The organism is Desulfofarcimen acetoxidans DSM 771, assembly GCF_000024205.1.
GTDB classification, from domain to species: domain Bacteria; phylum Bacillota; class Desulfotomaculia; order Desulfotomaculales; family Desulfofarciminaceae; genus Desulfofarcimen; species Desulfofarcimen acetoxidans.
The window spans coordinates 1,798,027-1,813,422 of record NC_013216.1 but is presented as its reverse complement, the minus strand read 5'-3'; the positions used below and the strand labels follow the sequence as shown (position 1 = coordinate 1,813,422).

The window sequence follows — 15,396 nt, the reverse complement described above, 5'->3', positions numbered from 1 at the left end:
AGTATATATAATAAAAGTATTTTTTATAGAAATAAAAGGAGAAATCCAAATGTCTAATATCACTATAAGAAAATTAACACAATATAGTTACTCCGATTATCTAATGCTTCCCGATAAAAATAGATACGAAATATTAAATGGTAAACTATATACAATGACACCTTCACCATCAACAAAACACCAAATTGTATCTGGAAAATTATATTTGCATTTAGCAAACTATTTCGCTAATAAAGATTGTTTTGTTTTTTATTCACCCTATGATGTATTGCTGCCCGAAGGAAATGAGGAAGTTCAAAATATTAAGACTGTCGTTCAACCCGATTTACTGGTAGTCTGCGATAAATCAAAAATATGTGAAAAACACTGCCTGGGTTCGCCGGACTTTATAATAGAAATTGCTTCTCCGTCCTCTCCTTCCATTGATTATATAAAAAAGTTACATTTGTATGAAAAGCACAAAATCAAAGAATATTGGATTGTAAATTATGTGCGTAAAGAGATCGTGGTCTACAGTCTACAAGAAAATGATGAGTACGGTGAATTTGAAATTTATAAAAACGGTCAAATTTGTTCATCTATTTTTACAGATTTAACTATTAATCTTAAAGATATTTTTATATATTAATTACATCCTGGACTATGTCTGCTATGACTCGTCAATGCCGATATGAGACTAAATGGAATCCCCAGCCTTTCCATCTCCAAACAGTAAGTTTACGCTCATGAGGATTATTATAATTACCCTCTACGGCTATAAATTCGTTATTACCGTCCCGGTCTATGTCTGTATAAGCTGCGGCAAGAATAGGAAAATCCAAATTTGAAGACTGCCATAACGGTTTAATAACACCATCCTTTAGTTTAAAGACAAACAGATGGTTCTTTATGCTTTTATCAACAGTTTCTATCCAAAAAGGCATTTGTGTTCCAAAACTTCCGGATTTCCAGAGCAGTAAGCTGAGATCACAATTCCCGTCATTATTGGCATCTGCTAATAAGAAATCATCAACCCACCAGTATTCCGGTGTTTGCCAAAGCAAGTCCTTGTCTTTCGACACTGTTACACGGCCATCACATAAAGAATACTTTTCCACCTGACCATCCCCGTCCAAATCATAAGAAAGACTTTTTAGCAACTTCTTCTCCTGTAAAGATTTACGTGGAAAAACTACATACTTTTCTTCTTGTTTATATTTATTTTGATCAACTATTAAAATGTTATCTTGTATAGCATAATTTTGTGGGGCTAGAGGGTTTAGCAGCAATGGTAAGGCTGCTAAACCCCCGGTATTAATTGCTTCTTCATAATTCTCATTACTTTTAAGCATACTTAATATCTGGACCGGTAACATAATACCGTATTTTAAGTTCTGCTCACAAGTATTTCTAAGCATTTGAAAAGCTGCCGCATCCAAAACAGCCAGGTTAATTAAACTTACCCTGACCGGGAGTTTAAGCTTTTCTTTACGAAACTTTGTAAAGTCATCTCTGATCGAAACGCATCCAGGTAAAATTACTGCAAATACCAGACAAAGAATTAAAAGTGTCGTCAACTTTCTCATATCAGCGGGTTGTTATAAACATATTTGTCCATAGAGGCAGTGGCGGGTTAGCACCGGTTTCCAACATCTTATGCCACTTTGTATCCGTCAGGCGATCGTTTATCGGCCAGGTAAACTCATAGTAGGAATACACTCCACCCTTGCAAATCCTTAGCTTACCCTCCACCGGCACTACAACATATATATCAAATATGTGTCCGGTTGCCTCTTCTAAAATACTGCCGCCTTCCGGGTAATTTGCTATATCAGCTATCAGGGCCGCCGGTTTATCATAAATCGCCGAGCGGTGATCAATACCTTCATCACGCAGCGCCTCTAACCAGAAATGTTCCAGGTTTGCCCCATAAAAACGTATAAAATCATAGTCCTCTCCGGTTAATTGAAGATTGTTAATTTCTTTTTCAGCTATATTCTTTAAGGTAAGGGTCATCTCTTCCATCCTTCTAAGATTCTCTTTATCACGGTCATCTATGAGATTGGCCTCCTGCAAACCCTTTGACGTCATTTTTACCAATGAAGCCAGACGGGCAAATACATAGGGATTTGGCTCAACATAACCACGGTCATCAATATTATCTCCCCCGCCTCCCGCTTCAGCATAAACCGGCTTGGCGTATAAAATTGTATCGTGCTTTAATTCAGTCCAACTGCCCAGGAAAGCATTAATCTCTTTTCTGGCCCAGGCCTGGTTAAGCATAAAAGAAGGGTAACCTTGAGTTTTTTCCTGAAGCATGGGTAATAGCGAGTAAAGCCAGCCGTTATAAAGGTTCTGCGTCCAAGTATTTTTATCCATGCCCTCTGTTTCAGCCTTGATTCTTTCAAATTTTTCTTCATAGTAACGGTATTGGGTTTCATCTTCAGACTGCAAAATATTATAAGCTTGTTTTGAACCAAGTACTGCCGGGATATCCATCCCCTTGGGCAGCACCCTCATTTTGCCTCGCCGGTTATCCTTTACCTCAGGATAAACCAGTCTTTGAAGGATATATGCATCAACAGTAAAACGCTGTCCCATAAAACGAAAACCCTTTATTTCTTTTTCCCGTTCTTCTGCAGTTTGATTAACCGACTCAAGAGGTATGGAGTTAATGGACGGGCCTTTTAATTCTAAGACAGCTTTCATAAAAGCCTTCCATTTTTCCTTGTTGCCGGTTAATTCTCGCAGGTTAGCATTGGGTCCATAGACTTTTTCCAGTAACTCTCGTATCTGATAATAGGAAATATCGTCAGATTGACCGGCAAAATAACCTGTTGACTGATAAATTTTCTCCCAACCTAACCTGATTTGGTCGTCACTTAGTGCCAGAGCAGCCAAAACAGCAGATTTCAACTCATCTTCATTTTTAAGACAAAAGGTAATTCTACCATACCACATCATATTTCTAAAATAATTTCTCAGTATATCAGACTTTTCATAATGCCCGCGGGGTGTATATTGTGAGTAATCTTCCTTGGGAATGTTTTCATCACCATTACCCATACTCATAACCGGTGAAATTGCCATAGTATTGTGCTCATTTATTAGTTTTAGTTCTTCTGCCGCTTCCTTTTTAATAACTTCAGGTACTACGGCAGCATTATCAGACAGTTTGCTTCCTACAGCAAAAAATCCGGTATTTCTTTTGGCGGCATTCTCCCAGCCTGTACCTTTTAATGTATCATATTGATTTCTTGATTGCTCCAGCATAGCTTTGTTCAGTACTTTTAATTCTGATGCCAACTTGTCAGTTTCAATGGTTCGGAGTAAATGATCAAAAAATAAGTGGTAGTTATGTAGTATTGAATCTGTGGTGATAAAGAGAGGCACCGGTTCATATCTTTCTGTTTCGTAAAGTTCGAAAAACTCCCTGTAGTCGTTAGGGACTACCGCAAAACTGTTTTTAACCAGCATGTCTTTAGCCTGGTCACTAATTTGAAACATAGAACGGTTGGTGATATTGCTTAAGTCAGGATTTACTTTATATGGCACTACAGCAGGTTTAATGCTCACCGGCACATCTTCGTAAGCCGCAAATACAGGAACGTTAACCTTCTCTGACTGAGCAACAACACCTTTTGTGTTTAAAGTTCCTATTAGGGAGCTGCAACCTGTCAGGCTGACAAGTGCAATAAGAAAAACTGCCAGTAGACCCTGAAAAATAAACAATCTCCTGTTCATGATTCTTCACCCTTTCTTATATTTGCTCAAGTTAAGATTTTTAAATATATTAACCTTAACATGAATTTATAAATAATTCGCCGCAATAAACTTATTTACCTTTTTTTGAATATGGTACAACAATTTATCAAACGAATCAACAGATGTTTAATATCAGATTAACACAGAAAAAAGACCGGTCTAATCGATCCTTTTAGAAAAAAGTTAACTTGTTATGACAGTTAAAGTATAGAAGAACCTTTGAAGAATCAATTAAGGTGAGATTTGAAGATGTATTTTAAAATAGCTACGCACATAATAAGGAACCTTTCTCCTGAAGAGAAAAGGTTCCTTTAAGAGCCCACAATAACCTACGCTACAACTACCATGCATCTCTTCATAGCCCAAGACAATCTTTCGACTACCCTGAACCATTATGAAACCCATGATAACCTTTGCTCAACTAGCATGAATTCCTTAGAAGCCTATAATAATCTCACGACTATTATAGACCTCAAAAACTCATAAAAAGTTTTCTTCGAAACTCATACTAATCTTAGCTCAACCAATAGATATCTCATACGATCATATAGTAATCTTATAGATTACTATATGGCCTGCCTAAATACCTACCGATCTTCCCGCCAGCTAATACTAAGCTTATTATAACCTAATATTAACCTTTGACCGATTATTATACAGCCTGTTAAGACCCTGTAATAATCTTAGCTCGGTTATTGTGAACCCGTTGATATTATAATGGCTTTTTAGCTCTGGTTTTATTAGTGGTAAATTTTATCACTTATTATTTGCCTGAATTTACAATTATAACGGTAATAATAATTATACTCATCAAAGCTATTGAAAGTAATGAAATAATTAATTAGACAACAAAAACTGTAGAATTTTTTATCTACAGTTTTTGTTTAATTTATATAGCAATTTATAGTTTTTGGCTTTTAACCCAATCTCAATATAAAATTAAGATATATAAAAGAATAGGTTAATAATTTACTGTTATAATTACAAAAAATATAAAATTTTGCACAGTATATAGCAAATGTTTTTACAAGTATCTAAAATGAATGGGGGTGTTTTTATTGAAAATTTTAACGGACAACCGTTTTGGCTTGCATATCTCACAAGTTGAGCAAACATGTTCATTAGCTGATTCATCAGGTATAAAAACGAACGAATCAGAATTAAGCATTATGGCTTCAAAAGAATTAGAAAGCGCTAGAGCCACAATATCTGAACTTTTTGACGCAGCCAAGCTAGTACTTAAAACGTTTCACAGAAAAACCGGTTTATCTATGTCCGAGGAATTTGCTCTTAATGAATTATACCAGGTAATCAATAAATTGAAAGTCAATAAGATAATAACAAAATGAGATTTTCTATAAATTAATTTCCTGAAATCCACCTTTAAATCCACAAGGAGGCCTTTTACAAATGGGCAGAGGAAACACGGAAAAGAAGGAATTTATGCGTGAAGGGTAAAATATCTGTAAAGGATTTTAAATTATGGCTGGAAGAATGAAGCAAGTATAGCTATATGAAGGACAATACTATTTTATGTGCATTGCATTTGCAATGCACATAATTTGTGTTAAAATGTATATAATAATAACAAAGGAGTGATAGCAAATGTCTGAAACAACAAATTTAACCATTCGCATTAATAAAGAACTCAAAGAACAGGCAGAACAACTTTTCTCTGAATTGGGTATGAATATGACGACAGCATTCACTGTTTTCGTCCGACAGGCTGTTCGGCAGGGAAAAATACCCTTTGAAATTTCTTTAAATATTCCGAATGCTGAAACAATAGCGGCTATGGAAGAAGCCAATAGAATAAGCCGTGACCCAAATGCAAAACGCTATTCAAGTTTTGAAGAACTGATAGCGGAGGTCCGGAATGAAGTATGAGATTTTATCGACAGGTAGATTCAAAAAAGACTTAAAGACAATTATGAAGCGAGGGTATAATATCCAATTGCTGCAAGATGTTGTTTCTCTGTTGGCGGCTGGAATCCCCTTGCCGGAGAAAAACAAAGACCATATGTTAACAGGTTATTGGACCGGACATAGAGAATGCCATATTACTTCCGACTGGCTTTTGATTTACAAGATTGACAACGATGTTTTAGTTTTGACACTTACCAGAACAGGCACACACAGCGACTTATTTTGAGTGCAGGACGGCCCTATGGGGCCTCTTAGTTTTTATATTTTATTTGCCCGTATCGTTGTAATTGTAAATCTGCATTTGACGATGATACTACTTCATATTCAGATTTTAAAATTTGTCCTGGTAAGATTAGAGTAATTCATTAACCAGTAAATAAACATTCCGCCTATAAGCATTGCAAAAGTTATAGCTGCCCATAAGAAAGGTGAAATACTTAAAGCTGGCTCATAAAGTTTCTTTGCATCACGATAGACAATAATTGTTATAACCAAATGAGTAGCACTACTTACTATTACCCAAATCCACAATAAAACTCCAAAGAAAAGAGAAACTCCCAGCATACCACAAATCCCCTTCCAAAGAGCCCTTCCCTGATATTGATAAGAGCGGTTTTCGTGTTTCATGTCAGCGGCGTTTGTTCTCCGTTAAAGTCCTCAAGATATATGCCGGTCAGGTTGTTCACTTTCAGATAGGCTATAAGGCTCTCATGAATTTTAGCCGCCAATTCCTTATGCTTACCATACTGCTCAATAATTTTTTCTGCAACTCCACTTTTTTGTTTGCAAAACTCCTTTATGGACGGCACAAAACCGGCGCCATCCTTTGCTTCGATGTATTCAGCAAATGCATAGCTTCCATCAGACCCCTTGCACAGCTTTATAGCGGCAGGAACAACGCCTCCACTGATTTGAACAAGCTTTTTCTCATAGAGCAGATATTGCTGAAAATCCACCGTTGCCCATATGGTCAGCATATCGCCTTCTTCAAATTTATCAAACACATACGGAGCAACCATCACCACTCCATTTTCATTATACGGTTTATAACGCTTGAGGGCTGCCGCAGTTGCAAGCTCTTCAAGGGTTTTACCCTTGGGCGGATTTACAGGCGGCAATGGTACTATTTCCAGAGGCTTTAGCTGTGAATACCATTCCTCGCCGCTCTTCCAGCCTTTCGGAACATTGTTCCTGTATCCGAGTATTTCTATACAAGCCTCCGCCATTAAATCACCCCGTTCACCCTTTCCTTTACCATTTGCAAATTGTCCTGTCATGTATTTGTATGCCGGTTCTCCATAGTTGGCTATTTCAATCAAAGTGTTACTCTTGAATGCGTTTTTATTATGCTCCAATTCATCCGACTTCTGTGTGGATATTATAGCGGCAAGTTTCTGTTCAATCAGTGCAACCAGAAGTTCTCCTTTAGGATTGATAAAGCTGGAATCGGTAATTTCCCATGCACCGTTTTCCTTATTATCAAGCTTGAAGACAGTAGCTTGAAAGCTTGTGCCGTTTCCTAGATCAAATATCAGGTGCAGGCCTTTTTCATTACCTCTTTCCACAGTATCATTCTTTTTGGTCAGCCTGGCGTCATAACCGATGGATTTGAAGTAATCCACAAGCGTTTTTTCAGGATCTGCAAGCTTTAAGGGTATTGTAATTTTAATCGGACTTGAAATATCTTTTTGCAGTACAGTTGAAGATTTAGATGTATCGGATATACTGTCTTTACTTGCTTCAATCATCTTATTTCCAGTATTCTTCAGTGATCCTGCCAGCTTAAAAACTGAAACAACTAACAGTATAGCAACTGCGAAAATAATAGTTATTCTAAGTGTCTTGGGACGTCCGTCTACCATATTTATCCTCCCCTTCATTCTATTTTTTCCGGCAGTTCGCATTGGACATCAGTTAGTTGTGCTATACAATTATGAATATTATACCACAAGGCCAAACAATTATCAGTATTTAGGAAATGTTCAATTTGTGTAATAGTGAGTGGTGAGTTTTCCTATAGCAGTAACATCATTTTCCATTCAGAATCAATTGGCCCAACGTTTTTTTCATGAGATCTGTATTCCGTCTTGGCTTTCATTGTAGATCGTTCTTTTTCCGCCAACCATGTCCCTTGGGCTTAAGTATTGCCTGCTACATAAAAAATGACCGCATACACGGTCATTTCTGCTATTAAAAATCAATGCAAAAACTTCAAAGTTACCTCTGGCATATATCCCATTGCAGTGGCAAAAAGATCATTTTCCAGCCTTTCTTCATCATTTAGCATTTTCTCCAGTGTAGATTTTTCAACTATAGCATAAGGTTTTATGACTCCCAGGAACGGGTGCTTTATTTCCGGAGACAGCTCACCACAATCAACACTTGCCACATGAAGACCTTCCGTATGAAAAGTATATTCACCTATAGTCTTGCCGCTTTCTGTTACCACCATTCCAACTCTATTCTTTTTACCTGAAAGCATGCCATTCATCACAGATTCTATGTAGGGGTGTTTTTGAGCAAAGGATTCTAATATTCTCTCTCTAAGCGGAACCAATTTTTCTTTGATTAATAAATCTAATTCATTCATCAATACACATCCTTTTTATCATTTTAATTATTAATCTCACCATAGCCTTTTCTCAATAAAACCTCCAGTTCAGCCACCAACGGCAGCCGCGGGTTGGTCACGGTTACCTGATCGGCAAAAGCCTTTTCCGCCAGTGAGGGTATTTTAGCCTCATAATCCTTCCGATTAATACCCAACTGCATCAGTGTCGCAGGCAGGTTAATCTCCGCCATTAATATGCGCACAGCCCCGACCAGAGATGCCACACCCTGTTCAACGCTTGAGGACGCCAGTCCCAAAAGCTGCGCGGCCCGCCTGTACTTCTCCGGAGCCATGTAATATTCGTAATTAGGGTAGGAAACAAATTTGGACGGTTTTTGAGCATTGTATTCAATCACATGAGGCAAGAAAACTCCGTTAATCCTGCCGTGCGGGATACGAAACTCCCCGCCCACCTTATGCGCTAAACTGTGACAGATGCCCAAAAAGGCGTTGGTAAAAGCCATTCCCGCAATGCAGGAGGCATTATGCATTTTTTCTCTGGCCTTTTTATTGCCTCCGTCCCGGTACACCTGCGGTAAATACTCAAATACCATCTCCATAGCTTTTATAGCCATGGCATCGCTATAATCAGTAGCCATCACCGAAACATAAGCTTCCAGCGCATGAGTCAGTACATCTATGCCGGTATCGGCAGTCAAATCCGGCGGCACTGAATAAGTAAACTCTGAGTCAATAATGGCCACATCAGGAGTTAATTCGTAGTCGGCCAAAGGATATTTAATCTCAGCGCCTCTATCCGTAATTACGGTAAAGGCTGTAACCTCTGAACCGCTGCCGCTGGTGGTGGGTATTGCCACCATTTTCACCTTACGGCCCAGTTTGGGATATTTATAGGTTCTCTTCCTTATATCTAAAAACTTTAGTTTGAGCCAATCAAACTCTACATCCGGGTGCTCATAAAATAGCCACATAGCTTTAGCCGCGTCCATTACAGAACCGCCGCCCAATGCAATTAGAGTATCCGGCCGCAGGTTCTTGAGCATGGACACACCGCTCTGAACTGTTTCCAGTGACGGATCCGGCACCACTTCGCTGAAGACATCCGCCGCAACTTTATTGGAACGTTTGTTCAAGTGATAAAGCACCTTATCAACATAACCCAAATCGACCATAATCTTATCAGTAATTATTGCTGCCCTTGCCACCCCGGGCATCTTGGATAGGTATTGAACCGCACCTGGTGAAAAATATACTTTCTCCGGAACTTTAAACCACTGCATGCCTTCCCGGCGATAGGCCACGCGCTTAACGTTGATCAAATTAACCGCACTGACATTGGAGGTAGTTGAGTTATGTCCCATTGAACCACATCCCAGCGTTAGAGACGGCATATTAGTATTATATATATCCCCGATAGCGCCATGGCTGGAAGGTGAGTTGACCACAATCCTGCCGGTCATCATGCGCCGCGAAAACTTCCTGATTAGCTCATCATTCTCACTGTGAATCACCGAAGTATGTCCCATACCGCCAAATTCTATCATTTCCTGGCACAGCTTAAAGCCTTCCTCATACCCGTTTACCTCGTAATAAGCCAGTACAGGGCTTAATTTCTCTCTGGACAGAGGGTGATCCTTGCCCACCCCGTCAATTTGCGCGATCAGAATTTTAGTACCGAAAGGCACGGCAAAACCGGCTGTTTTGGCAATTTCCTCAGCAGGGTGTCCAACTATGTCCGGGTTTAAAGAGCAGGTACCGTTTCCGGTAACCATCCTCTGCAGCAGTCCGGTTTCCTCCGGTGAAAGAAAATAACAACCGTAGTCTGTAAACAGTCTCCTGACTTCCCTTGCTATTTCTCTGTCTGCAATAACTCCCTGCTCAGAAGCGCAAATCATCCCGTTATCAAAAGTCTTGCTCAGGATTATGTCATTAACCGCTCGCCGCAAGTTAGCCGATTTCTCAATGTAGCAGGGTACATTGCCCGGACCCACGCCCAGTGCCGGTTTACCTGTACTGTAAGCCGATTTGACCATCCCGCCTCCCCCGGTAGCTAATACCAGGGCAACTCCCGGGTGATTCATCAAGGCTCTCGTTGCTTCTACGGAAGGCTCTTTAATCCAACTGATACAGTTTTCAGGCGCTCCCGCCGATACAGCGGCCTCCAGCAAAGTCCGCACCGCGGCAGCACTGCACTTCTGAGCACCGGGATGGAAACTGAAAATCACCGGGTTTCTGGTTTTCATGCAGATTATAGCTTTAAACATAGCTGTGGAAGTAGGGTTGGTAACAGGCGTTACTCCGGCTACCACACCTACAGGTTCAGCTATTTCCAGGTAACCGGCCTCTTCATCTTCATTAATCACACCAACTGTTCTATGGTACTTAATACTATGGTAAATATACTCAGTAGCAAAGATGTTTTTAGTTATTTTGTCCTCATAAACACCCCGGCCGGTTTCCTCTACCGCCATTTTAGCCAGTTCCGCGTGTCTGTTCAGACCGGCCAAAGTCATAGCCCTGACAATATCATCCACCTGTTTCTGGTTATAATTTAAAAAATTGTCCCTGGCTCTTAAAGCCTTTTCTACCAGGTTCTCAATAGCTTCTTCGACTGATTTGTTTTCGGAAGTCTTTTGTACGTCCATTTGATTACCCCCGCAATAAGTACTCTTCAATAATCACATATCCAGCTTGATAGATTCGGTATCCGCAGCTTTGTAATATTCCTTCATCCATTGTAGGGCAAAGATATTGTCATCACTTTGCTGCTTTGGCGCCCTGTCTGCAAATTCTCTGACCAAAACCGCCGCCTCGGCAGCTTTGATATTGGTTCCCGGACCTCCGACACAGCCTTCCGGGCAGCCCATACCCTCCATAAAGTTGGCATCCAACCTGCCTTCTTCCAGCTGCTTCAGCAATTCGCTGCATTGTTTTAACCCGTTGCCTTTAACCGGCCTGAACTCTAAATCCGGCGCACGCCTCTGTACAGCCCTGTGAATAGCCTCGGAAACACCACCGGTATGTGCAAAAATACGCCCGTCATGCGATGCATCCTGCACCTCACTCTGCCCCAGTGAACCGTCAAGTGATAATTCAGCAGCCTCCAGTAAAGCTTTAGTTTCCTTAAATGTTAATACGCAATCAACAGCCGGCTGTAAATCAGGTCTTTTAGCTTCTGCTTTTTTAGCTATACAGGGACCGATAAAAACTACGCGACATTCTTCCTCCCTCCCCTTAAGCATTTTTCCCATAATAATCATCGGTGACATGGAAGGAGAAATCAGGTGGGCAACTTTAGGCCTCACCTTTTCCACCAATTTTATAAAAGCAGGACAGCAGCAGGAGGTGATCATAAACTTTTCCCTGCTCTTCATGCGCTCACAGAACTCTCTGGCTTCTTCAAGAACAACTATATCCGCGGCCATGGCTACTTCATAGACACCGCTAAAACCCAGCGCCTTGAGAGCGGCTTTTAATATTTCCGGGGTTACACCGGGCCCAAACTGCCCTACAAAAGAGGGTGCCAGTATGGCATATACTGGGTTGACCTTACTTTGCAGCAGCATAGTTGCAACCTGTGCGAATTCAGAGCGGGCTATAATCACACCCGAAATACATGTATCCACACACCATCCGCACTCCACGCACAGCGCGGTATTTATGCTGCCTTTACCATGCCGGTCATAAGTTATAGCTCCTGTAGGACATGCATGAACACAGGGCCGCTTTTCCACACTGCATTCCTCACAGCTTTCTTCAAGCAAGTGTACCAACAGCGGTTCTGATTCCTCCTGCCGGCTGTGTTGCAGCAAAAAATCCAGCCGCTTGTCTATCCTGTCACGCCAGATTTGCTCATCTTCGATTTTTTCAGGGAAACACTCGGCAATGATTTTATCCGAGAGCTTTTTTCTGTCAAGTATTTCTCCCAGTTTCATTTGGCGAGCCAGATTTACCAGTATACGGTGAGCAAAATCATTTTTGTTCATTTATTAATATGTCTCGCTGCCTTTATCTCACAGCGGTCACATACTGATGCATTGTATTTATTACGGCTGATTAAATAACCCGGCTTCTCCGGCTCACCGCATATGATGCAGCGCTTGCTGTCAAAAGTTATCCCCTTTAACATCCAGTATATTGCCCCCCTTTTCATCGCGACAAAAGCTTTCCAACTCACTGCTGACCAGTATCTCCCTGGTATTGCCGCACTGCTTGCAAACAATAGTTAATATATTATACAGATCATCTGTTCTGGTATAAATGTCATACTTTTCATCATTATCGTTACAGCATACCTGGCAAAAAAAACGAATCAACTGCTCACCTCCAATCCCATAAGAGATATTTTATATATCCCTAATAATTTCACTTCTATACAAAAAGCCAAGAAAGTCGCTTAAGCGACTTTCGAGACAGCCGCAGCCACTCGTGCTCGACGGAAATTATGCAAACACAAATTCTCTATTAATTTAACCAAATTATCACCGAAAATAAACTTACAGTTATCCACAGATCTATCATAAGCATAATTTCCCAGAGCACAAAAAAAACTACCCGTATATTACAGGCAGTTTGTTAAAATTATTTTTTTATTATCATATTATTATGATAAATCAAGCATTATTGCTAGCTGGCTCTTTTTTCCACCATGCGAACAACATCATTTAGTGTCATCATTTCATTTTCGATACCCTGGGAAGCGCAAATGTATTCTTTACCCAATGAGAAGCAGGCCAGAGCGCTGCCTAACAACCAGGCCCGGTCAATCAGCCTGCCGCCAGGCAGAATAGTTGTCGGTAAACCGGTTAATACAATGCCGTCATTGGATCTGATTACATCCAGCATCAGGTGAGCACCCACACCGAAAGTAAATCCGATTAACAAGGGGTTAGAAGCAAAATGCTTGATCATTTTAACCATGTCGGCTTTCACTATCTCTTCAACCGGAGTGAAATCAAATATTTCTTCCGATTTGAGAGCCATATCCAAAAGCCTCTTCAGACCAAGCACCGGTAAAATGCTGTGGGAAATAATTGACTGCTTGCTTAAACCCAGCATAGAAATTTTTAAATTAGGAGCCCCATAACCCAGCAAAAAGCCCAGTGTACCGGTACCCAGGTAGGAGTATTCTTCCAGTGTACCCACGGGATTTTCTTTAATCTCCTGAATCTTTTCCGTAACAGCTTCAATCAGATATTCGGGATTTTGGAGGTAAAACTTTACTTTCTCATCAGCAATCGTATCCTTGGCATCTAACGCCAGTTTAGTAATAAAATACAGCCCGTCTATAACGCGAACCTGCGATTTATCTCTCCACTCATAAATATTATCCTTATCCGAAAAATATTTTACCTGTGTTTCTATATACTCTTTGGCGAAAGTACCAACCTTACCAATAATATCAGCTATATTAATGTTTTCCAGCATACTTGTCATACCCTTCACCTCTATATAAAAATATTATTAAAAGCCAGTCCAACACATAGCGATAACTAAACGTTCATCGCATCACACTCCCTTAATCAAGATTAAAACTTTCAACCGAGGGCATAGCAACATCCCAGAAAATCTCTACCATACCCTCATTAATAATTACCTCTTTTATATCCACCACATCAATAAGCTTCAGGCCAAATATCTCTCTGCTATATATTTCATTTATGTATGCCATCTTCCTGAGATCCATGGTAATCCTGTTATCTGAATAGTCTATTCCTCTTTTATTGCCAAATAAATAATTAATGATAAATTCTTCACCCGAATTCATATGAGTTACTTTTGTACCAATACCGACAAATATATTTTGCAAAACACTGTTAGTTCTGATTTGAGGAGGTTCAGCCAGATGCAAAATTAAATAATTACTTTTTGCATTAATTTCAATTTTCTTAATTTTCAATAGACAGCCATACATATTTCGCTTTTTCTTAACCACTATTTTAAAACTAAGCGCATGCTTTTTAATATCCACATCAATCTTGTGCAGTTCTTCTTTCGCTTTTACCAGGACCAGTAAAAGTTTTTGTGCCAGATTTTGACTAATGCAAAGAGATCCCTTTAAAAGTATTTCACCCATAAAAGCAAGAGGCAACTCCCTGATTAAAGCATGCAAACTGCTTTCCTCATTGTTTATCTGGAGACCATCTAAGCTCTCTTTATGAATTCGTTCATTGATGAGAACCACCCCTAATTGACTAGTGCTGCAAAAAACATATTTCAGCTTAATTAATCTGTTCGACATCTGGCCTTAAACTCCTCCCAGAAAAAGATATTTTGTTAAACATAATATTTTTACCAGCCCGTAAAGTCTTTTAGGATAAGAAAAACCGCCACAGTTGTGACGGTTCCTCCAAGACATTAATCTTTCTAAGCTATTCGTTTTTAAATTCAGGTTTGCGCTTGTTTAAGAAAGCATCAATACCTTCGTTTCTGTCAGAGGTAGCAAACACCAAACCAAACAGGTCAGCTTCCAGAATAAATGCTTTTTCTAAATCCATTTCCAATCCGTCATTTACAGCTTCCTTGGTCAGGCGGCAGGCCACCGGACCGCGTGCAGCAATGCGCTTGGCCATACTCTTGGCAAAAGGCATTAATTCTTCAGGTGTTACCACATGATTTACCAGACCGATGCGCTGGGCTGCCTGTGCATCATACATATCGGCAGTCATTAGTATTTCTTTGGCAATGCCGGGGTTAACCAGGCGGGTTAATCGCTGGGTGCCGCCAAAACCGGCCATAATGCCGAGGTTAACTTCCGGTTGACCAAATTTAGCTTTATCAGAAGCAATGCGAATATCACAGCTCATAGACAGCTCGTTGCCGCCACCCAAAGCAAAACCGTTAATGGCAGCTATAACCGGCTTTTTCAGGTTTTCAATTTTACTGAAGACAGTTTGTCCCAGGCGGGCAAATTCTTTAGCTTGAATGGGAGTAAGTTTTTGCATGAAAGCAATGTCCGCACCGGCTACAAAAGCTTTATCTCCGGCACCGGTTAAAATAATTACGTTTACTTCAGCGTCATTTTCAAGGTGAGAGAAAGCATCCCCAAGCTCTTTTAAAGTTTCTTCATTAAGAGCATTTAAAACCTTTGGACGGTTAACAGAAAGAACCGCAATACCGTCTTCCTTTTCCAGTAATAGATTATTCCAGGTCAT

General features: G+C 40.1%; 16 protein-coding genes. 4 read left to right on the top strand and 12 right to left on the bottom strand.

Annotation, left to right across the window (positions count from 1 at the left end; genetic code table 11):
* Positions 1-49: 49 nt before the first annotated feature.
* Entirely contained in the window at positions 50-628 is a 579-nt protein-coding gene (locus DTOX_RS08405; RefSeq protein ID WP_015757286.1) for a Uma2 family endonuclease, read from the top strand.
* Between the two features lie 31 nt (positions 629-659).
* On the opposite strand, the gene DTOX_RS21400 is transcribed toward DTOX_RS08405, so the two are convergent.
* A complete protein-coding gene (locus DTOX_RS21400; protein WP_052292919.1) occupies positions 660-1,556 on the bottom strand; it encodes a hypothetical protein in 897 nt (298 codons plus the stop codon).
* 10 nt (positions 1,557-1,566) lie between these two features.
* Entirely contained in the window at positions 1,567-3,723 is a 2,157-nt protein-coding gene (locus DTOX_RS08395; protein ID WP_015757284.1) for a DUF3160 domain-containing protein, read from the bottom strand.
* Positions 3,724-4,802: 1,079 nt separating this feature from the next.
* Between DTOX_RS08395 and DTOX_RS08390 the strand changes: the two genes are divergently transcribed.
* The 3 genes from DTOX_RS08390 (at position 4,803) to DTOX_RS08380 (ending at position 5,896) form a co-directional block, all read left to right on the top strand.
* Positions 4,803-5,093, top strand: a complete 291-nt coding sequence (locus DTOX_RS08390; RefSeq protein ID WP_015757283.1) for a hypothetical protein — start codon at positions 4,803-4,805, stop codon at positions 5,091-5,093.
* A 256-nt stretch (positions 5,094-5,349) separates the two neighbouring features.
* Positions 5,350-5,631, top strand: coding sequence for a type II toxin-antitoxin system RelB/DinJ family antitoxin (locus DTOX_RS08385; RefSeq protein ID WP_015757282.1), 282 nt, complete (start codon positions 5,350-5,352; stop codon positions 5,629-5,631).
* The gene (locus tag DTOX_RS08380) at positions 5,621-5,896 is read left to right on the top strand and encodes a type II toxin-antitoxin system YafQ family toxin (RefSeq protein ID WP_015757281.1); all 276 of its coding nucleotides are present in this window, start codon (positions 5,621-5,623) and stop codon (positions 5,894-5,896) included. The genes DTOX_RS08385 and DTOX_RS08380 overlap by 11 nt, the downstream gene beginning before the upstream one ends.
* A 98-nt stretch (positions 5,897-5,994) precedes the next feature.
* On the opposite strand, the gene DTOX_RS08375 is transcribed toward DTOX_RS08380, so the two are convergent.
* The 10 genes from DTOX_RS08375 to DTOX_RS08335 form a co-directional block, all read right to left on the bottom strand.
* Entirely contained in the window at positions 5,995-6,234 is a 240-nt protein-coding gene (locus DTOX_RS08375) for a hypothetical protein (RefSeq protein WP_157862881.1), read from the bottom strand.
* Between the two features lie 59 nt (positions 6,235-6,293).
* Positions 6,294-7,532, bottom strand: a complete 1,239-nt coding sequence (locus DTOX_RS08370) for a hypothetical protein (RefSeq protein ID WP_015757279.1) — start codon at positions 7,530-7,532, stop codon at positions 6,294-6,296.
* 335 nt (positions 7,533-7,867) lie between these two features.
* Positions 7,868-8,260, bottom strand: a complete 393-nt coding sequence (locus DTOX_RS08365; RefSeq protein ID WP_015757278.1) for a hypothetical protein — start codon at positions 8,258-8,260, stop codon at positions 7,868-7,870.
* 23 nt (positions 8,261-8,283) lie between these two features.
* Entirely contained in the window at positions 8,284-10,887 is a 2,604-nt protein-coding gene (adhE, locus tag DTOX_RS08360; RefSeq protein WP_015757277.1) for a bifunctional acetaldehyde-CoA/alcohol dehydrogenase, read from the bottom strand.
* A 33-nt stretch (positions 10,888-10,920) separates the two neighbouring features.
* A complete protein-coding gene (locus DTOX_RS08355) occupies positions 10,921-12,228 on the bottom strand; it encodes a [Fe-Fe] hydrogenase large subunit C-terminal domain-containing protein (protein ID WP_015757276.1) in 1,308 nt (435 codons plus the stop codon).
* The gene (locus DTOX_RS22910) at positions 12,225-12,371 is read right to left on the bottom strand and encodes a hypothetical protein (protein WP_015757275.1); all 147 of its coding nucleotides are present in this window, start codon (positions 12,369-12,371) and stop codon (positions 12,225-12,227) included. The genes DTOX_RS08355 and DTOX_RS22910 overlap by 4 nt, the downstream gene beginning before the upstream one ends.
* Entirely contained in the window at positions 12,349-12,558 is a 210-nt protein-coding gene (locus tag DTOX_RS08350; RefSeq protein WP_015757274.1) for a hypothetical protein, read from the bottom strand. The genes DTOX_RS22910 and DTOX_RS08350 overlap by 23 nt, the downstream gene beginning before the upstream one ends.
* Before the next feature lie 310 nt (positions 12,559-12,868).
* Positions 12,869-13,678, bottom strand: a complete 810-nt coding sequence (locus DTOX_RS08345) for a hypothetical protein (protein WP_015757273.1) — start codon at positions 13,676-13,678, stop codon at positions 12,869-12,871.
* Positions 13,679-13,760: 82 nt separating this feature from the next.
* The gene (locus DTOX_RS08340) at positions 13,761-14,483 is read right to left on the bottom strand and encodes a hypothetical protein (RefSeq protein ID WP_015757272.1); all 723 of its coding nucleotides are present in this window, start codon (positions 14,481-14,483) and stop codon (positions 13,761-13,763) included.
* Between the two features lie 130 nt (positions 14,484-14,613).
* Positions 14,614-15,396 (bottom strand): enoyl-CoA hydratase-related protein, encoded by a 783-nt coding sequence (locus tag DTOX_RS08335; RefSeq protein ID WP_015757271.1) that lies wholly within the window; start codon positions 15,394-15,396, stop codon positions 14,614-14,616.